The sequence below is a fragment of the Clostridium sp. HGF2 genome, from assembly GCF_964240115.1.
Classification (GTDB): Bacteria; Bacillota_I; Bacilli_A; order Erysipelotrichales; family Erysipelotrichaceae; genus Clostridium_AQ; species Clostridium_AQ innocuum.
The window spans coordinates 175145-193722 of record NZ_CAXSSO010000007.1; the positions used below are offsets into that span (position 1 = coordinate 175145).

The 18578-nt window shown below is 47.3% G+C and carries 17 protein-coding genes; 16 read left to right on the top strand and 1 reads right to left on the bottom strand.

The annotated features are described in order from the left end of the window. The first annotated feature begins 15 nt into the window (after positions 1 to 15). A complete protein-coding gene (locus ACESPQ_RS13595) occupies positions 16 to 867 on the top strand; it encodes a MerR family transcriptional regulator (RefSeq protein ID WP_373144492.1) in 852 nt (283 codons plus the stop codon). 72 nt (positions 868 to 939) lie between these two features. On the opposite strand, the gene ACESPQ_RS13600 is transcribed toward ACESPQ_RS13595, so the two are convergent. Continuing rightward, positions 940 to 1380, bottom strand: a complete 441-nt coding sequence (locus ACESPQ_RS13600; protein WP_257333386.1) for a DUF3788 domain-containing protein — start codon at positions 1378 to 1380, stop codon at positions 940 to 942. 342 nt (positions 1381 to 1722) lie between these two features. Here ACESPQ_RS13600 and ACESPQ_RS13605 point away from each other — a divergent pair, with 342 nt between their 5' ends. From ACESPQ_RS13605 to ACESPQ_RS13675, 15 genes are all read left to right on the top strand, one after another. Then, positions 1723 to 2418, top strand: a complete 696-nt coding sequence (locus ACESPQ_RS13605; RefSeq protein ID WP_257333387.1) for a DinB family protein — start codon at positions 1723 to 1725, stop codon at positions 2416 to 2418. 890 nt (positions 2419 to 3308) lie between these two features. Continuing rightward, positions 3309 to 3998 (top strand): response regulator transcription factor, encoded by a 690-nt coding sequence (locus tag ACESPQ_RS13610; protein WP_002608748.1) that lies wholly within the window; start codon positions 3309 to 3311, stop codon positions 3996 to 3998. Next, complete coding sequence (locus tag ACESPQ_RS13615) at positions 3988 to 4992, top strand: sensor histidine kinase (protein WP_109770284.1); 1005 nt, start codon at positions 3988 to 3990, stop codon at positions 4990 to 4992. Before ACESPQ_RS13610 ends, ACESPQ_RS13615 begins: the two co-directional genes overlap by 11 nt. Positions 4993 to 5050: 58 nt before the next feature. Further along, entirely contained in the window at positions 5051 to 5734 is a 684-nt protein-coding gene (locus ACESPQ_RS13620; protein ID WP_109770283.1) for an ABC transporter ATP-binding protein, read from the top strand. Continuing rightward, positions 5731 to 8316 carry an ABC transporter permease gene (locus ACESPQ_RS13625; RefSeq protein WP_257271323.1) on the top strand — a complete coding sequence of 862 codons (2586 nt, stop codon included), beginning with the start codon at positions 5731 to 5733 and terminating at the stop codon, positions 8314 to 8316. Before ACESPQ_RS13620 ends, ACESPQ_RS13625 begins: the two co-directional genes overlap by 4 nt. Positions 8317 to 8515: 199 nt before the next feature. Continuing rightward, entirely contained in the window at positions 8516 to 9997 is a 1482-nt protein-coding gene (gene glpK / locus ACESPQ_RS13630; protein ID WP_118002397.1) for a glycerol kinase GlpK, read from the top strand. Between the two features lie 154 nt (positions 9998 to 10151). Beyond that, positions 10152 to 10574 (top strand): hypothetical protein, encoded by a 423-nt coding sequence (locus tag ACESPQ_RS13635; RefSeq protein WP_002608753.1) that lies wholly within the window; start codon positions 10152 to 10154, stop codon positions 10572 to 10574. Positions 10575 to 10951: 377 nt separating this feature from the next. Continuing rightward, on the top strand, positions 10952 to 12124 hold the full coding sequence (locus ACESPQ_RS13640; RefSeq protein ID WP_257271324.1) for a CapA family protein: 1173 nt from the start codon (positions 10952 to 10954) through the stop codon (positions 12122 to 12124). 51 nt (positions 12125 to 12175) lie between these two features. Then, positions 12176 to 12595, top strand: coding sequence for an FMN-binding protein (locus ACESPQ_RS13645; RefSeq protein ID WP_002608755.1), 420 nt, complete (start codon positions 12176 to 12178; stop codon positions 12593 to 12595). Between the two features lie 143 nt (positions 12596 to 12738). Continuing rightward, positions 12739 to 13119 (top strand): NusG domain II-containing protein, encoded by a 381-nt coding sequence (locus ACESPQ_RS13650; protein ID WP_002608756.1) that lies wholly within the window; start codon positions 12739 to 12741, stop codon positions 13117 to 13119. After that, complete coding sequence (locus ACESPQ_RS13655) at positions 13119 to 13613, top strand: Gx transporter family protein (protein ID WP_257271325.1); 495 nt, start codon at positions 13119 to 13121, stop codon at positions 13611 to 13613. Before ACESPQ_RS13650 ends, ACESPQ_RS13655 begins: the two co-directional genes overlap by 1 nt. 28 nt (positions 13614 to 13641) lie before the next feature. Next, complete coding sequence (locus ACESPQ_RS13660; RefSeq protein WP_002608758.1) at positions 13642 to 13899, top strand: TIGR03905 family TSCPD domain-containing protein; 258 nt, start codon at positions 13642 to 13644, stop codon at positions 13897 to 13899. Between the two features lie 95 nt (positions 13900 to 13994). Further along, positions 13995 to 15809, top strand: a complete 1815-nt coding sequence (locus ACESPQ_RS13665) for an ABC transporter ATP-binding protein (protein WP_257271326.1) — start codon at positions 13995 to 13997, stop codon at positions 15807 to 15809. After that, positions 15775 to 17610: an ABC transporter ATP-binding protein gene (locus tag ACESPQ_RS13670; RefSeq protein ID WP_002608760.1), complete on the top strand. Its 1836-nt coding sequence runs from the start codon at positions 15775 to 15777 to the stop codon at positions 17608 to 17610. The genes ACESPQ_RS13665 and ACESPQ_RS13670 overlap by 35 nt, the downstream gene beginning before the upstream one ends. Before the next feature lie 447 nt (positions 17611 to 18057). Further along, positions 18058 to 18570 carry a dUTP diphosphatase gene (locus tag ACESPQ_RS13675; protein ID WP_002608761.1) on the top strand — a complete coding sequence of 171 codons (513 nt, stop codon included), beginning with the start codon at positions 18058 to 18060 and terminating at the stop codon, positions 18568 to 18570. Positions 18571 to 18578 lie beyond the last annotated feature (8 nt).

Here is an 18578-nt window from a genome sequence, read left to right on the forward strand (position 1 = left end):
AAGGTGGAAACCACTATGAACAAAGATTTTTTCTGTCATCAGGATGAACCTGAAAAGCTGTATCGGATCGGGGTATTTTCACAAATGAACCATATAACAGTGAAAACACTACGCCATTATGATGAAATCGATTTACTGAAGCCTGCTTATGTGGATGAGGACAGCGGGTATCGCTACTATACCTCGAATCAGCTGCTGCCGCTGCATAAGATACTGGCTCTTCGGGATATGGGATTCTCTCTGGAGGAAATACGGCAGGTGTGTAATGGCGCTTCGCAGGAACAGCTGTTGAAGAAAAGAAAACAGCAGCTGCTGAAAATCATGGCGGAAACAGGCGAAAAGCTGGCGCGTGTGGAGGGCTATCTGAGTGGTGGACATCTGGATGATGAATATCGTGTCATTCTGAAATCACTGCCAGCGGTTACCATTGCGTCTATGCGGGTACATCTCGACAGCTATGCGGATCTGTTTTATAAAATGCCGGATATGGGGCTGGAAATGGAGAAGGTAGGTTGTGAATGTAAGGAGCCGGAATACTGCTTTACCATGTATTACGATGATGAGTACCGGGAGCAGGATGTGGATGCGGAAATCTGCGAGGCGGTTACTGAAATGAAAGAGGATCGCGGTGATTTGAAATTTCGTGAGCTGCCGGCTGTTGAACTTGCTGCATGCGTCATGCATAAGGGGGCGTATCGTACACTGCCGCTGGCATATCGTGCCATCGTTTCCTTTATTGAGGACAACGGCTACGAGATGATCGGACATCAAAGAGAAGCCTATATTGACGGTATCTGGAACAAGGACAGTGAGGACGACTGGCTCACAGAAATCCAGTTTCCTGTACGCAAAATTCAGCGAACCTAACTCATAGAACAGGATACAAAAAAGCATGGAATCTTTTCTAGGAATCCATGCCTTTTTGTATGGCGCTCTTTTTCATTCAGACTCTGCAACATCATAGCAGCCTGCACGTAAGGCAAGCAGCTTCCAGATATCCTGATATACGCTGCCTTCATCCTCCACATCAATCATCAGCCAGCGCTGTCCATTCCCTTCTGCTGTTTCCTGAATGATTTCCTGCATTGCATTACCGAGGTGCGGCAGCAGTGCTTCCAAATACGGCGCTTCTTTCTTGCCGATGACGATCAGCAGGGTGAAATACTGCTCCCGTGCATACAGGGTACAAAGATTTCTGCCTCTTTTTTTGAACTTCATATTCCATCCGTATTCCCATGTGCATCTGCTGAATTCCATTTGCGGTTCACAGGAAAAGATGTCCTTCATTGCCTGCAGAAATTTTTCAAACAGCTTGTTATGGATGACGGCGTAAAAATCCTCAATCTGCGGGATGTGTGTGCTGTCCTGCTGTATATCCATATAGTACCTCCTCGTGCTTCATGTTTACAGTATACTAGGATTTCTTGCGTTTGTCTTGTCACAGAATGCGCAGGTTACAAGATTCGTACCGGATATGCAAGCAGGACTACATAGATGAATGTACGGTTTTATTCAGGGTATGGGCATGGTATAATGGGGGTAGAGATTTATGACGCACTATATTTCAATATATTGTAACGGGTGCTAGTAAGCTATTATGGAAATCGGCACAGAATTCCCTGTCATAGAGAGAAGGCGCTATGAGCCTTGATTATCTGTGATTCTGATGATGGCTGTAGGCTGTAAAGGAAGCGGCAATCCGGGAATCGAAAGGAGCATAGGATGAAATATTTTGGTGAAGGCTTAAGTGAACAGCATAAAAAGCTGCAGCATAGGATTCGAAAGGAGCAGGAGCTGGAGGCAGCGAAGGAGCTGTTTCTTTCCCTTCATGCGGCATTGCATGCGTCCGCGGTTTCCGAAATGCCCTGCAATGAGGTGGATGCTCTTTTACAGGATTTACAGGAATATGAGTATGCAATCATGCCGACAAGGGAAGCGGAAACAATTGCCTGGGTTATCTGGCATATCGCACGCATTGAGGATCTGACAATGAATATGCTGGTGGCAAGGCAGGAGCAGGTATGGAATCCCGATTGGAAGCAGCGATTGCAGATCATGCTGGACGATACAGGTAATGCGTTAACGGATGATGAAATCATGGATTTCAGTAAAACGGTTTGTATTCCTGAGCTGCTGTCATATCGAAATGCAGTCGGACGCAGAAGCAGACAGCTTGTACAGGAGCTTACGTTTGCGGATATGAAGCGTCACGTTTCACAGCAGGACCTCGCACGGATTCGTTTATGCGGGGGTGTAAGTGAGCATCCGGATTCCTTATGGCTTTTGGAATTCTGGGGCAAAAAGGACGTTGCTGGTATTCTTCTCATGCCGCCGACCCGTCATATGCTGCTGCATCTGAATGACTGCTGTCGCTGGAAGCTGGAAATCAGAAACAGAAAGCACCTGTATCGCAGCTGAGGAATCTGTTTCCGTATACAAGGCAAGCGGAGTGCATAGAAAAAGCGGATAGCGAAAGGATACGGTGCTTATTCGATTTCGGGGGATAAATAATAAGAGAATTCAAGCCTGTTGTATTTTTCAATGAAAATGGAATTCTCGTTTTTTTGTACTCTGAAGGAAGAATGAGTCAAGGACAGCTGCTATCCGTTTGTGATAAACAAAATCCGGGTAATCCATATCCATGTTATTGACAACATGATGCAGTGCTGCTGGTTACATGAAGAATGATGTGTGCTTCTACTTTCGTATAGGATTCAAAATGCCTTTACAGCGTGTTTTTTGTATGACGAACCGTACCGCTCAGAAGGCTGTAAAGGTTGCTGTGGGACTGCTTCTGTATGCATGAACTGGAATGGTCTTTGTCATTCCATAAAGCATTGCGGTATATACAGCTTAATCAAAGAGGACATATATTTTTTAGCGGGTGTCTGCCTGCCTTTTTCGTTACTTATGGAAGGAAAATAGTATAGAAAACCTTTAATAGTATTGTGAGGATTGCATGATATGAAGAATTGCAGAGAGCTGATTCGATCCGATTTTCCAATACAGCAGCTTTAGAAACAGCAAGCAGAGTTTATAGCATCAAGTGCATTCAATTATGCTGTTTTTAAAGCCTCACTTAGCGGTTACATTAGCATAAAGGATGATTGAGCATGCGCTTTAGAACGAGGAACATGAGGAACAGCACTACATTCCCTGGGCTTGTCCGGATTCTGCTATTTCGATGCCGCAAGGCTGTAAAAAATGGAATAGAAAATATGTACAGCAGGTCAGATTGTGACAGTTTTGTCACAGACATAGACAGGGTGATATTTATTTTTTATAATACAGAAAAGGAAAGGTAGCGGATGCTTATGAAATTGCTGTTTGTTGAGGATGATCAGGCCATTGCGATGGGTCTTGTGTATACATTGAAAAAGGAAGGCTATGAGGTGGTGTGGTGCGACCATAAACGTTCGGCGCTGCAGCAGCTGGATCAGCAGACGTTTGATTTGCTGCTGCTGGATGTCGGTCTTCCTGATGGAAGTGGCTATGATATCTGTACGTATGCAAAAAGCCGGCAGGATGTGCCGGTGCTGTTTTTGACTGCGCTGGATGATGAGGGAAATGTAGTGATGGGGCTGGACATGGGCGGTGACGATTACATTACAAAGCCGTTTCGAATCAATGAGCTGCTCAGCCGGATGCGAAGCGTACAGCGCCGCTATCACCGTCAGGAGGAGGATATTGTTCAGATACAATATCTGAGCATCTATCCTAAACAGGGAAAGGTATACAGGGAACAGGAGGAGGTGCTGCTTACTGCACTAGAATATCGTCTGCTCATGGTGTTTATCAATCATCCTCAGCAGGTGCTCAGCCGCTCTCAGCTGCTGGAGGGAATCTGGGATGCTGCCGGTGATTTTGTCAATGATAATACACTTACCGTGTATATTAAACGTCTTCGTGAAAAGCTGGAGCGCGATCCGCAGAATCCGTCGATCATTGTGACGGTGCGGGGGCTGGGCTACCGTCTGGAGCTGCATCATGCTGCGTAATACAGAGCTGCGTATCGCAATTTGGGCCAGCCTTGCGCTCATGCTGGTTACCGCCTGTCTTTTGCAGCCGATTTCAAACGCCGCCATGCTGATTACTTTTATTACACAGGGGATGCTTCTGACAATATATCTGCTGCTCAGCCGGTACCGCTATGCACAGCTGAAAAAGCTGTCGATGTATTTACAGCAGGTATATCAGGGCGATGGAGCATTTGATATTCCCCAATACAGGGAAGGAGAGCTCAGCATACTGCATAGTGATCTTTACAAAATCACACGCACTTTGCAGCTGCAAAAGGAGAGTCTGCAGAAGGATAAGCTGTTTCTGGCAGATTCTCTTTCCGATATTTCCCATCAGCTGAAAACACCGCTGACCTCCATGATGATTATGAGTGAGCTGCTTCAGGATGAGGCACTGCCCAGAAAGCAGCACATTCAGTTTGCGGATGCTTTGCGCCAGCAGCTGAAACGCATGGAGTGGCTGGTTTCCACACTGCTGAAGCTATCCCGCATTGATGCGCAGGTTTTACAGTTTCATCCGCAGCAGATATCGGTGTATCAGCTTTTGCAGGAAAGTCTGGAGCCCCTGCATATCATGATGGAGCTGAAGGAGCAGACCTGTACACTCGTCTGTGATGAGGGGCTGAGTGTTACACTGGATATGAAATGGAGTGTGGAAGCATTGGGAAATATACTGAAAAACTGTGTGGAGCATACGCCGCAGCAGGGCAGTATTCATATTTCTGTACAGGATAATCCGCTGCATACCTGTATTCGAATCCAGGATAGCGGAAAGGGGATCCCGGCAGAGGAGCTGCCGCATATTTTTGAACGCTTTTACAGGGGAAGGAATGCCTCAATAGACAGCGCGGGAATCGGTCTTGCCATGAGTAAAGCGGTTTTTCAGCAGCAGAACGGCGATGTGGAGGCGATTGCCAGCGAACAGGGTGCCTGCTTTCTCATTCGCATATACAAGGATATGACAATATTGTAAGTGCGCCTTCACGAAGGAGTCATGAACGCGCGGTATGCTGTAGAGGAGGAGGTAGCTTATGGAAATTTTAAGAGTGGAGCATTTAACGAAACGGTACGGAGAGGGGGAGGCGCAGGTGAGTGCGCTGGATGATGTGTCCTTCTGTGTGGAACAGGGTGAATTTGTCGCCATTGTAGGGCCGAGCGGAAGCGGTAAATCCACGCTGCTGCATCTGCTTGGCGGTGTGGATCGGCCAACCGGCGGCAAGGTGTATGTGAGTGATAAGGATATGTATGCACTCGATGAAACCGCACTGGCGATTTTTCGCAGAAGACAGATTGGTCTGATCTATCAGTTTTACAACTTGATTCCGGTACTGAATGTGGAAGAAAACATCACACTTCCCCTGCTGCTGGATAATCGCAGCGTCAATACGCAGCAGCTGGACAGCATGGTAGAGGCACTGGGGCTGAAGAAGCGATTACAGCATCTGCCCAGCCAGCTCAGCGGCGGCCAGCAGCAGCGCGTTTCCATCGGTCGTGCACTGATGGCATCTCCGGCCATCGTACTGGCGGATGAGCCGACCGGAAATCTGGATCGGGCCAACAGCAGGGAAATCATCGACCTGCTGAAGCGCCTGCATGATGAGCTTCACCAGACACTGATCATCATCACACATGATGAAGGCATTGCTTTGCAGGCAGATCGGATTTTAAAAATAGAGGACGGTCACATTGTGCGTGATGAGGTGATTCGCCGATGAATATCATACAGAAGGTGACATGGAAATGCATGAAGGCCGCTAAGCGCAGAACGATGGTCACCATCTTTGGTGTTATCCTGTCTGTTGCCATGATTGCGGCCGTTTCAACCATCGCACAGTCCTTTCAGGATTTGATGCTGCGCAATGCCCGTTCCAATTTCGGAGATTTTGAAATGGAATTTTATGATGTTCCTGCCAAACAGGCAGAAAAGCTGGTAAAGGACTCCCGCATAAAGGAAAGTCTGATTTCCTATCACGATACCTATGCATTCTTGAAGGATGTAAAGGATGCGCAGCGACAATATATACAGCTTCAGGTCTATGATATGGAGCACCTGCATCTGAATGCCTTGCAGCTGGTGAAGGGAACGCTCCCGCGCCAAAAGAATGAAATTCTGTTGTCGGAAAGCTTTATGGAAACAAGCGGTACCGCCTGGAAAATCGGAGACAGTATAACTCTGCCTATCGGCTATACAGTACAAAAGGATGGAAGCCGGTCATATTCCCAATGGAATTCGGATGATGCGACAGGTGAAAGCTTTCATCAAACCGGGGAGCGTACCTTTCGTATCACCGGTATTATGGATGATGGAAAGGTGCATTTCGGAAGCCAGAACTATGCCTTTTATCTGCCGTTTCAGGGAAATGAGGGAACTTTGGACAACCGGTATGTCATTTCCTTTACGATGAAGGAGCGAGCTGCATCCATTTATGAGGATGCACAGCAGCTTGCAGAGGATTACGGTCTGCAGGATGTACAGATTAATCCCAACAATACGCTGCTGATGTTTTACGGTATCAATGACGATAACGGTTTTATGACGACAATTACGCTTGCGACAGGGATGGTGGCTCTCATTATTATGATCGGTTCGATTTCTCTGATTTACAATGCGTTCGCCATTTCGTTATCACAGCGAAGCCGCTATCTGGGAATGCTTGCCAGCATTGGTGCTACGCAGAAACAGAAGCGCTCCTCCGTTTTCTTTGAAGCGTTTGTGATTGGTGCCTTTGCAATTCCAATCGGTATTCTATGCGGCTATGCAGGGATCGGTATCACCTTTCTTTGCATCCAGCCGCTGATTCAGGGGATGTTTGAAACCATGGTGGAGCTGAGGCTTGTCATTACCTGGCAGAGTGTGCTGTTTTCCGTTCTGTTTTCCTTTATCGTCCTGCTGATCAGTGCCTGGCTGCCAGCACGCCGTGCTTCGCGTATCACACCGATCGATGCGCTGCGGCAGAATCAGGATGTCAGTATCCGCGTAAAGGATGTGCGTAGGACACGCTGGATCCGCAAGTGGTTCGGCTTTTCCGCTGCGCTTGGTGCAAAGAACATGAAGCGAAGCAGACACCGCTATTATGCCACATTATTTTCACTGATTATCAGTATGGTTCTCTTTATGACGGCTTACAGCTTTTCCACTTTTATTTCACAGGCCTTTTCAATGGCACAGGGGGAAATACCGGCTGATGTAACCGGAGGAATGAATGGATACAGCCAGCCGGAAGGGGATGCGATACGAGAACAGCTGTCCCGGCTTCCCTCTGCCGAAGAGTTTCTCTATATGGAAAGTGTGACGCTGCAGGATCATTCAACCGCAGCCTACAGCGATCAGCTGCAGCAGCTTTTGGATGAACAGGGACGGCATTTTGATGAACCGCAGCAGCGCTTGTCTTTTGAGATTATCGCTTTGAATGATCAGAGCTTTGCCCGCTATGCCGGGGAGGTCAATGCTTCTATGGAAGACTTTGCAGGCAGTGATGCTCAGGCGATTCTGCTGAATAAGCTGACCTGCAAAAAAGAGAATACCTTTACCGATTACCGGCTGCTGGAGAATGCGGAAAAAGGAATGACGCTGCAGGCCGCTATGGATAAGCGCTCCTATGAAACAGCGATACATATTGCGGCAGTCAGTGAAGTGCATCCATGGTTTCTGCCGGCCAATATTGATGATATTCATACGATTTATCTGATAACGAATGAGCAGTCCATGCGGATTTTAAAAAAACAGCTGCAGCTTACACAGGACATGCTTTCCATGAAGTTTCAGTATCGCTCCTCTCAGCCCTATGCACTGGAAAATGAGCTGACACAGCTGCAGTCCCAGCATCCGGCAGGAACGATTTTCAAAAGCAATATCCGGGCATTGAAGGATCGGCAGAATCAGCTATCGCTGTTTCTGAATGTCTTCCTGTATGGCTTTGTGGCACTGATCCTGCTGGTCAGCGCAGCCAATATTTATAACACGATTTCCACAGGAATCGCCTTGCGCAGACGGGAATTTGCCATGCTGAAATCCATAGGAATCACACCGCGTGCCTTTCGAGCAATGATACGTATGGAGATAATGCAATATCTGGGCAGGACCATGCTGTTTGGCATACCGCTTACGCTGCTTGTCATCTATGGTGTGTACGCTGTTCTGCAGCGTAATTTCGCCTTTGCCTTTGCATTTCCGTGGCAGGGACTGCTGTTTATCATCCTTCTGCTGGCGGCTTTGCTGTTTGCGAGCATGCGGATGGCACTGCATGCGATGAAGCAGGATAATCTGATGGAAACGATTCGACAGGAGAGCATATAGATGCTCTTCTTTTACACACGGCAAGTAATGCAGCAGGCAACTTTTTTTGCGTATGAAGCTGTTGACTTGTTGGGGTTTGGCTGAAGAAAGACGCATTGATAATGTGATTGCAAAAAGAGATGATGGAGTCTGGAAAAGCTGTGTAAACCGCTATCATTCTATGGTATAATGTAGGAAAATAACGAAGGAGGAGGCTTATATGACATCCTATATTATGGCGATCGATCAGGGGACGACAAGTACCCGTGCCATTCTGTTTGATAAAGCCAGCAATATTGTGGGAGTAGCACAAAAGGAGCTGGAAAATTATTATCCGTACCCCGGCTGGGTGGAACAAAATGCAAACGACATATGGGCAAGCACGATTGGTGTTATGTTTGAGGTACTGGCAAAAACCGGTGTAAAGGATACACAGATAGCTGCCATCGGCATTACCAATCAAAGGGAGACGACGGTTGTCTGGGATAAGGAAAGCGGTCAGCCGATTTATTTTGCGATCGTCTGGCAGTCCCGGCAATCGGATACCTATTGCCAAAAGCTGAAGAAGGAAGGACTGGAGGAAATGATTCGTGAGAAAACCGGTCTGCTTCTGGATCCGTATTTCTCCGCAAGCAAAATCCGCTGGATACTGGATCATGTAGAGGGTGCTCAGGAACGCGCGGAAAAAGGAGAGCTGTTGTTTGGTACGATGGATACCTGGCTGCTGTGGAAGCTGACAAAGGGAGCCAAGCATATCAGCGATGTATCCAATGCGTCCCGAACGATGCTGATGAATCTGAAAACGCTGCAATATGATGATGAGCTGCTGCGGCTTTGGAATATTCCCCGCTGCATGCTTCCGGAAATCCGGGATTCCAGTGAGGTATATGGAGTGACCTCGGGTGTGTTTGATCACCCGGTTCCGATTGCGGCGTTGATCGGTGACCAGCAGGCAGCGTTATTCGGTCAGACCTGCTTTGATGCGGGAAATGTGAAAAACACGTATGGAACCGGCTGTTTTCTGTTGATGAATACAAAGGAGCGTCCGATTCACTCCGCACACGGACTTGTCAGCTGCGTCGGCTGGCGAATCAAGGGGGAAACGGATTACGTTCTGGAGGGCAGTGTGTTTGTTGCAGGAGCTGCCATACAATGGCTCCGGGATGGCTTGAAAATTCTGCACAGCAGCACAGAAAGCGAGCAGCGTGCCCTGCAGGTTGCGGACAGTGACGGTGTCTATGTTGTACCGAGCTTTACCGGTCTGGGCGCTCCGTATTGGAAGCCGCAGGTGAAAGGCGGTATGTTTGGACTGACCAGAGGAACGACACAGGAGCATATCATACGCGCTACGCTGGAATCTCTGGCCTATCAGACCAATGATGTGCTGCAGGCGATGAAGCAGGACAGCGGTCTGGATATTGCCCAGATGCAGGTGGATGGCGGTGCCAGCCGTAATGATTATCTTCTGCAGTTTCAAAGTGATATTACCGATACATGCATTGTACGCTCCACTATCAGTGAAACAACTGCGCTGGGGGCAGCCTATCTATCCGGGCTTGCCATGGGCTTCTGGAAATCCAAGGAGGAAATCCGTTCCCAGTTCCAAGTATCACGGCGCTTTACACCACAGATGGATGCACAGCAAAGAGCAGTCTGTCTGCATGGCTGGAACAAAGCAATTCATGCGATTCTTGACTTTTGATGGTTACTGGAAAATATTAACTTGTGAAATCATGAGCAAAACGGTTGACGACACTTTATCATTTCTGTTACCATAGAATTGCCAGCATCATATCATACGATGAGGGACAATGAAAATGCTGTAATCATACAGCCACATGGAGGAGAATATTACGATGAAAAAACTCACAGTACTACTAGCAATGACAGTGTTACTAGCAGCCTGCGGCGGTAACTCCGAGCCTGAGAAAAAAGGAAACGGTGAATCCGCAAAAGACAAGAACGGAGACTACGCAACTGCTGAAATCACAGTACAGGGTGATGATGTCGTTGCCATCAATCTTGACGAAACAAAAGAGGGAAAATCCAAAAAAGAGCTTGGCGACAAATATGGAATGAAGGGCGCAAGCAAGAAAGCGAAAAAGGAATGGGATGAGCAGGTGGAATTCCTGGAGAATTACATTAAGAAAAACGGTCTGGACAAGGTCGAAATGAACGAAGCAGGATATCCTGTGAACGATGATGTTCTGGCTGGCTGCACCATCAATGTGAAAAGTCTGATGGATGCGGCAAAGAACGCAAAGGACAACGCAAAATAAAAATCGTATGGAAAAAGACGGAGATACCGGTTATCTTCGTCTTTTTATCACCCATGCGAATCGTGTATACTGTATGTAATTTGATTCATCACAGTTTGCTATCTGCACATAAGCAAGGGAGTCTGTGCAAATAGTGAATAAAGATGTTCACAAAGGAGTATCGCTTAGCTGTGCTTCTTTGTGAGCACATATGCTTTTGACGCTGCCTGCTCGGCGCATTACTTCTAAATAGGACAATACCTGTAGGTCATGCATGTCTTACCATTATAAAACAGGTTTTTAAACGGCTGGATTCCTGGTGTTTCTATGCCCTTACTCTTAACAGGTCCTCTCTTTTATACTATAATGTACAAATAAAAGGGAAAGGGAATATCTGAATGAAAAAAATACTTATACTGTGCTGTACAGCAGTTATGCTGCTTGGCGGCTGCAGGAAACAGGAACAGACGCCGCAGCCAAAGCCGAAAAAGGAACATCCGATTCGCAGTGTATCCCTGAGCTTTACCGGAGATATCCTGATTGAGGATGCATTATACAACTGGATGGGGAAGGGATATGATTTTAAAAACTATTTCGACAAGGTGACACCGTATCTGAAAGCCGATCTTGTCATCGGGAATCAGGAGGTTGTGCTGGGCGGCGAAACGCTGGGAATTACAGGGAGTGATTATACCTTCAATGCACCTGAGGAAATCGCTAAGCAGCTTCCGGAAATCGGCTTTGATGTTTTGACCTTTGCCAATAATCACAGCTATGACCGCGGCATGCAGGGAATTGTGAATACCCGTAAAAATCTAAAGGCTGCCGGTATTCAGACAACAGGAGCCTATGAGAAGAAGGAACAGCGGGATGATATTCTTGTAGTGGAACGAAACGGGATACGCTTTGCGATTCTTGCCTATACCTACGATACCAATCAGTGGATCGATGCTGAGAACAGCTTTGCAATCAATCATTTTCTCAATGAGGAGCATATGTTTGATGACCGCTGTAAAAAGCAGCTGGCAAGGGATGTGCAGAAAGCAAAAGAGCAGGCGGATGTGGTGATTGCGGCGATGCACTGGGGAACCGAATTCACCTATGAGATTGATGCTGCACAGCGTGATGCAGCCGGCTTTCTCAACGAGCAGGGGGTGGATATCATCATTGGCAACCACCCGCATTGTCTGCAAAGGGTGGAAACCTTAACGAATGCACAGGGAAAGGAAACCTTTGTAATGTATTCTCTCGGTAATTTTGTGTCGGCTGCTATGGGGGTTGATCGTGCCAGTGAACAATTCACCAATATGTATGAAATCGGCGCGATCGTGCAATGTGACGTAGAATTGAATACGAAAACAGGAGAAACGACAGTGAAAAATAAAAAAATGATACCGATTGTCAATCACTTCGATGCCTCCTATGACGGCTTCCGGCTGCTGCCGTTTTCCTCCTATACGGAGGAGCTGGCGGCAGCGCATGGTCAGCGTACCGTCAGCTCTGATTTTACCTATGCATGGCTCAGGGAACAGCTGAAGCAGCTGTATGACGGTGAAATTGCATGGCAGTAGTATAAACGGGTGAAATGATCGCATACTAACAGCAGCGAAAGGATGATATGCATGAAAAAGCAGGTAATGATGCTGGGCCTTTCCGTACTGCTGTGCGGCTGCGGCGGAAAGAGCGTGGAAAAGGAAGGTACGGGAACCTTTACAAATGATAACGGAGAAAAGACGACAGCCAGAGTCAAGTTGAAAAATGATAAAATCGCCGAGGTTGAAATTGATGAAACCGCAAAGGGGAAGGATAAGACCAAAAAAGAGCTTGGTGAAGAATATGGAATGAAGCAGGCCAGTCCGATCAAAAAGGAATGGAATGAGCAGGTTGCCTTTTTTGAAAAATATGTCGAAAAGCACGGCATCGATAAAATAAAGCTCAATCAGGATGGCAAGGCAGAAAACAATGATGTCAGAAGCGGCTGTACTATCAGCGTAGACGGATTTATAAAAGCCATACAGGATGCAGAGAAAAATGCAAAATAGGTAATACGATATCTGCAGGGCAGTGAAATCGCCGCTGCAGGTATCTTTTTTTCTCTCAAACCGTATCAGCTTCTGCATTCTTTCACGAAAAGGGTTTGCAAAGCGTTTTCTCTCGGGTATAATATAAGAATGTTGGAGGATCTATGAATAAAGCAGATAAACTATTTATTATGATCGTCGCAATCTGTGCCTGTCTGCTGTATGTTCCCCTTGTCTGGAGTGCATACCGTGATGCAGGACGGGATAAGGAAGTTGTTGTCAGCTATAAGGATCGTGAAATACTCAGAAAGAGTCTGGCGCTCAACGATGTGTATACCGTGAAGGGAACGCTCGGTGACGTACAGGTGGAGGTAAAGGATAAAAGGGTTCGTGTGGAAAAGGAAAACAGTCCCTATCATCTCTGTTCCATTCAGGGATGGGTGGAGGATGCCAATCGTCCGATTGTGTGTCTGCCCAACAATATCGTCGTCCAGATTGAGGCGAGCGATACTGACAGTGATGATGTGGACACGGTGATACAGTGATGAGCCGTACACAGAGGATGACAACGATCACGATGCTGACGGCTATCAGTATTCTCTTTCATATGATCGAATCCATGATTCCCGTGCCGGTTCCGGTGCCGGGATTCAAGCTGGGTCTGGCCAATATTGTCGCTCTGATCGCATATTATCTGTTTGATGCCAAGGTGATGCTCTCTGTCAACCTCATGCGGGTCGTGCTGGCCTCTTTGCTGAGAGGGATGCTGTTTGGCACCGGCTTCTGGCTTTCCATGTGCGGTGTACTGCTGTCGACACTTGCCTGTATCCTTGCCAGAAGAACACCGATGAGTATTTACGGTGTCAGTGTAGCGGGAAGCAGTGCGCATGCCATTGGACAGGTGATTGCAGTAACGCTGATTTATCAGCAATTCTTTATGCAGGCGATCCTGCCGGTATTGATTCTGCTGGGCATCCCGACGGGACTGTTTGTGGCACATGTCGCAAAAGCAGTTATGAAACGAATACACATAGAATGATTGCGATTATTTGAGGAGGAATTTAATTATGGAAACATTTGTATATAGACCAAAGGGCGTATGCTCAAGAGAAATGCGTTTTGAAATGGACGGCGATATCATTCGCAATGTAACCATCGTTGGCGGCTGTGCCGGTAATCTATTGGGCATTTCCAGAATTATAAAAGATAAAAAGATAAGTGAAGTACTGGATGCATTTCGTGGGGTTCGCTGCGGAGCGAAGCCGACATCCTGCCCGGATCAGATTGCGGAGGCGCTGAGCGAATACGCAAGAAAGCTGGGATAAGCAGGATTCCTGTGCCCGTGACACAGGGCTTGTGAAAGCATGACGGGAAATAGGCTTACCGCCTATTTTTTTCGTATATAGAGAGGAAGGGGATTATGAAAAAAATACGATTTGTATGGAGATATGTACGGCCGTACCGTTATCAGTTTGTACTGATTTTACTGGATGTGGCAATATATTCCCTATTTATGCTGGCTGCACCGCTGATCATTTCCTGGATGATCGACAATATCATTAAGGGAGTACCGTTTGAAAATGCTTTTTTGCAGCAGCTGGTGGATATGGCAGGCGGTATGCAGGCTCTACAGTCCCATTTGTGGATCGGCTCCGTTCTGGTGGTGGTAAGCTATCTTATGGTTGCCTTTGCTATCAACCGCAGAAGTATGCATGCCGGTAATGTTGCGGAAACATTGGCGCTGAATGTGCGGAATGATTTATATGACCATTTGCAGAAGCTGCCGTTTTCCTATCATAAAAGCAGGGACAGCGGGGATTTGATTCAGCGAAGCACCTCAGATATCGAAACAGTGCGCAGATTTCTGGCCAATCAGTTTTCCGAGATGCTGTTTGCGATGTTAAATGTCACTCTGGCAGCGCTGATTTTATTCAGCCGCAGTGTGAAGCTGACGCTGGTATCCATTGCACTGATTCCGCTGATTCTGATAGCGAGCTATGTGTTTTTCTCCAAGGCGAAGAAGATTTTTCTGGAATGCGATCTTGCGGAAAGCTCCATGACAACCGTGCTGCAGGAAAATCTGAATGCTATGCGCGTAGTAAAGGCGTTTCATCAGGAGCAGCATGAAATTGATAAATTCGAAGAGGCGAATGATGCATATCGCAAGAAATATTTTGATTTGATGCATGCACTGGCACTGTTTTGGAGCGGCACGGATTTTCTGGGACAGATGCAGATTCTGGTCATGATCATTTTCGGAATCGGCATGGCACTGCAGGGAGAGCTGAGTGTCGGCACATTCTTTGTGTTTTTGATGTATGAGAGTACCATTGTGTGGCCGCTGCGTCAGCTTGGAAGGATTTTGTCCGATCTTGGCAAGGTCAGCGTTTCCATCACACGAATCGAGGAGGTGCTGAATGAGGAGGCGGAGGATCTGGAGAGTGGACTGCGACCGGACATCAGCGGAAATATCTGCTTCGATCATGTAAGCTTTCGTTATGAGGATGGAAGTCGGCATACGCTGCATGATCTGTCCTTTACCATCCATGAGGGGGAGCGTATCGCCATCATGGGGCCGACGGGGAGCGGAAAATCCAGTCTGGTGCATCTGCTGAGCGGCATCTATGACTATGATCGGGGCAGCATAACCATCAACGGTGTGGAGCTGCGCGATATCGCCAAATCATGGCTGCGCCGTCATGTGCAGATCGTTTTGCAGGAGCCGTTTCTGTTTTCCAAGACGATTTATGAGAATATCCATCTGTCCGATCATCATGCGATGAAGGAGGATGTGGTGGAGGCTGCCCGCATGTCCTGTATTCACAATGATATCGAGGAGTTTGATCAGGGCTATGAAACAATGGTTGGAGAAAAGGGTGTTACCCTGTCCGGGGGACAGAAGCAGCGTGTGGCGATTGCACGATCCCTGCTGGCGAAAAGTCCGATCATGGTGTTTGATGATTCTCTGTCTGCACTGGATATGAAAACGGATGCGATGATACAGGAAGCCCTGCAGGATATCCGCTATTCCATGACGATGCTCATGATCACTCATCGTGTGGCTTCCGCACAGAATGCCGATCGTATCCTTGTTTTAGAGCATGGACGACTGGTACAGGAGGGAACGCATGAGGAGCTGATCAAGCAGGACGGCTTATATCGCAGAATTTATGAAATTCAGAAGGAGGGAGGTGAGGCATATGGCACAGCGCATCATGAAGGAACAGGAGTTTGAGAGTGATGTATTTGACCGCGGTACCTGGCAGAAGGTTTTCCAGCTGCTGTGGGAGCATAAAAAAAGTGTGATACCACTGATTTTCTTTAATACCATTCTGGCGGTTACCGATGTCATCATGCCTTTGCTGAACCGCTATGCCCTGAATACGTATGTCGATGATCGAACAGGCGCAGATACACTAACGGTATTCATCCTTGTTTATGTCATGATGATACTGGCACAGTGTCTGCTGGTATATCTGTTTTTCCGTCTGGCCGCAAGAGTGGAGAGCGATTTCGGAAAAAATCTGAGGGAGAAATGCTTTCGTAAGCTGCAGGAGCAGACCTTTTCCTACTTTGACCGTACGGCAAACGGCTGGCTAATGGCCAGAATCACCTCGGATACGGCACGTCTGGCAGAAACGCTGGCATGGGCCTTTGTCGATGTGGTATGGGGAATCTTCGTCATGCTGGGAATCAGTGTAGTCATGCTGCTTGTTAATTGGCAGATGGCGTTATGTGTATTGGTGGTAGTTCCGCTGCTCTGGTTTGTTTCCCTGTATTTTCAGCGTCGCATTCTGTCTGCACAGCGGCAGTCAAGGAAAGCCAATTCCCGTATTACCGCTTCCTTTGCGGAAGGCATCAACGGTGCCAAGACAACGAAAACACTGGGAATCGAGCAACAGAATTATGATGAATTCGAAAAGAAAACCGATGCCATGAAGCGCTACAGCATGCGAGCCTTGCGAATCAATGCCATCTTTCAGCCGATCGTATATCTGCTGTCTGCTGTTGTCATCGCCCTGCTGCTGTATGTTGGCGGGGAACAGGTGCTTTTGAAAACCATCCAGTTCGGAACACTGGCGATGTTTATCAACTATGCCCAGCTGTTCTTTGATCCGCTGAAGCAGATTGCCCGTGTGCTGGCGGAGATACAAATGGCGCAGGCAAGTGCGGAGCGTGTGGTTGCATTGCTGGAGGAGGAAATTGAAATCACGGATTATCCGGATGTCATCGAGCGCTATGGAACCCTGTTAGAGGAACATAGCGAAGCCTATGAACCTCTTCAGGGAGATGTCGTATTTGACCATGTGAATTTCTATTATTATGAAAATGAGCCGGTTCTGCGCGATTTCTGCTTGCACGTGGCAAAAGGACAGACGGTAGCGCTGGTGGGGGAAACCGGTTCCGGAAAAAGCACCATTGTCAATCTGCTCTGTCGCTTCTATGAGCCATGCTCGGGACGTATCCTTATGGATGGCAAAAATTTAAGAGAACGCAGTGTGGGATGGCTGCATTCCCATATCGGTTATGTATTGCAGACGCCGAATCTGTTCAGTGGAACCATACGGGATAATATCCGCTATGGCCGCCGTGATGCCAGTGATGAAGAGGTGGAGCAGGTAGCCCGCCTTATTCAGGCACATGATTTTATCAGCCGCATGGAAAAAGGCTATGACAGTGAAGTCGGCGAGGGTGGCGATCGTTTGTCAACCGGACAAAAGCAGCTCATTTCCTTTGCAAGAGCCATGCTATGTGATCCTGCCATCGTGATTTTGGATGAGGCGACAAGCTCCATCGATACGGAAAGTGAAAAGGCGATCCAGTATGCCATGGATCAGCTGCTGCACGGTCGTACAAGCTTTGTTGTTGCGCACCGTCTGAGTACGATTGTTTCAGCTGATATTATTGTAGTGCTGCAGCACGGTGTAATCATCGAGCAGGGAACACATGAGGAGCTGATGGCGAAGCAGGGCTATTATTATGAACTGTTCACTTCTCAGTATCGTCAGGAGCGCATACAGCGCAGTATGAAATAATCAGCATACACTAAAAGCGGCATACTATGTGGTATACAGGCGCAAATCAATGGTTTGCGCCTGTTTTAAATGCAGGGAATCGGTATGCGCAAGCACAGTTGCGGCGGGGAGATTTTTACTGCTTGCCTTGAGTAGTGATTAAAGACAAGGACTGCTCTGTGCAGACCGCAGGATTATTTATAGGGATAGAGTCAAACGCCTATGGGATTTTCTTTTTGAAATTGAAAAGTATAATGAAATTTGAAAGCTGATATCAACGGCGACGTTTAAATAAACAAAGAATGCTCACTGGTGATTATAGGAATGCACTTCTATCCCTTATTTCATCTGTGCTTGATATATGCGAATGATTTACATACCTTTTTTACTCTATTATTTATGAGTGTATCAGGGACAGCGGCGTAGTTTTTATGGTAGAATAAAAAGGAGTGTAAGGAGGTCGTATACATGGAGAGAATAGCAAAATTTCATAAGGTGAGCATGCAGCAGTTTGAGAAGGACTGGAGTGCAGCATTTCCCGAAGTGACGGCGACAGAAATACAGCGGATATACGAGGAGTTAAGGCTTCCTGTACGTGCGACTCGAGGCTCGGCAGGCTACGATTTTTTCGCGCCGGCGGCATTTACGCTGAAACCGAGGGAAACATTGAAAATACCCACCGGAATTCGTGCGGAAATTCAGGAGGGCTGGGTGCTGCAGCTGTTTCCACGCAGTTCACTGGGCTTTACCTATCGTTTGCAGTTTAACAACACAGTAGGAATTATCGACAGCGACTATTTTGAAAGCGACAACGAAGGGCATATTTTCATTAAGCTGATGAATGATTCAACGCAGGGGAAAATCGTACAGCTTCGCGCAAACGACGGCTTTGCACAGGGGATTTTTCTTCCGTTTGGAATCTGTGAGGATGATGCTGCACAGGAACAGCGTAACGGCGGCTTTGGGAGTACGAATAAATAAAACAGCCC

What these genes read in the sequence shown, in the direction of transcription:
- ACESPQ_RS13595 (WP_373144492.1), top strand. Translation starts at nt 16, where the DNA reads ATGAACAAAGATTTTTTCTGTCATCAGGATGAACCTGAAAAGCTGTAT.
- ACESPQ_RS13600 (WP_257333386.1), bottom strand. Translation starts at nt 1,380, where the DNA reads ATGGATATACAGCAGGACAGCACACACATCCCGCAGATTGAGGATTTT.
- ACESPQ_RS13605 (WP_257333387.1), top strand. Translation starts at nt 1,723, where the DNA reads ATGAAATATTTTGGTGAAGGCTTAAGTGAACAGCATAAAAAGCTGCAG.
- ACESPQ_RS13610 (WP_002608748.1), top strand. Translation starts at nt 3,309, where the DNA reads ATGCTTATGAAATTGCTGTTTGTTGAGGATGATCAGGCCATTGCGATG.
- ACESPQ_RS13615 (WP_109770284.1), top strand. Translation starts at nt 3,988, where the DNA reads ATGCTGCGTAATACAGAGCTGCGTATCGCAATTTGGGCCAGCCTTGCG.
- ACESPQ_RS13620 (WP_109770283.1), top strand. Translation starts at nt 5,051, where the DNA reads ATGGAAATTTTAAGAGTGGAGCATTTAACGAAACGGTACGGAGAGGGG.
- ACESPQ_RS13625 (WP_257271323.1), top strand. Translation starts at nt 5,731, where the DNA reads ATGAATATCATACAGAAGGTGACATGGAAATGCATGAAGGCCGCTAAG.
- glpK (WP_118002397.1), top strand. Translation starts at nt 8,516, where the DNA reads ATGACATCCTATATTATGGCGATCGATCAGGGGACGACAAGTACCCGT.
- ACESPQ_RS13635 (WP_002608753.1), top strand. Translation starts at nt 10,152, where the DNA reads ATGAAAAAACTCACAGTACTACTAGCAATGACAGTGTTACTAGCAGCC.
- ACESPQ_RS13640 (WP_257271324.1), top strand. Translation starts at nt 10,952, where the DNA reads ATGAAAAAAATACTTATACTGTGCTGTACAGCAGTTATGCTGCTTGGC.
- ACESPQ_RS13645 (WP_002608755.1), top strand. Translation starts at nt 12,176, where the DNA reads ATGAAAAAGCAGGTAATGATGCTGGGCCTTTCCGTACTGCTGTGCGGC.
- ACESPQ_RS13650 (WP_002608756.1), top strand. Translation starts at nt 12,739, where the DNA reads ATGAATAAAGCAGATAAACTATTTATTATGATCGTCGCAATCTGTGCC.
- ACESPQ_RS13655 (WP_257271325.1), top strand. Translation starts at nt 13,119, where the DNA reads ATGAGCCGTACACAGAGGATGACAACGATCACGATGCTGACGGCTATC.
- ACESPQ_RS13660 (WP_002608758.1), top strand. Translation starts at nt 13,642, where the DNA reads ATGGAAACATTTGTATATAGACCAAAGGGCGTATGCTCAAGAGAAATG.
- ACESPQ_RS13665 (WP_257271326.1), top strand. Translation starts at nt 13,995, where the DNA reads ATGAAAAAAATACGATTTGTATGGAGATATGTACGGCCGTACCGTTAT.
- ACESPQ_RS13670 (WP_002608760.1), top strand. Translation starts at nt 15,775, where the DNA reads ATGGCACAGCGCATCATGAAGGAACAGGAGTTTGAGAGTGATGTATTT.
- ACESPQ_RS13675 (WP_002608761.1), top strand. Translation starts at nt 18,058, where the DNA reads ATGGAGAGAATAGCAAAATTTCATAAGGTGAGCATGCAGCAGTTTGAG.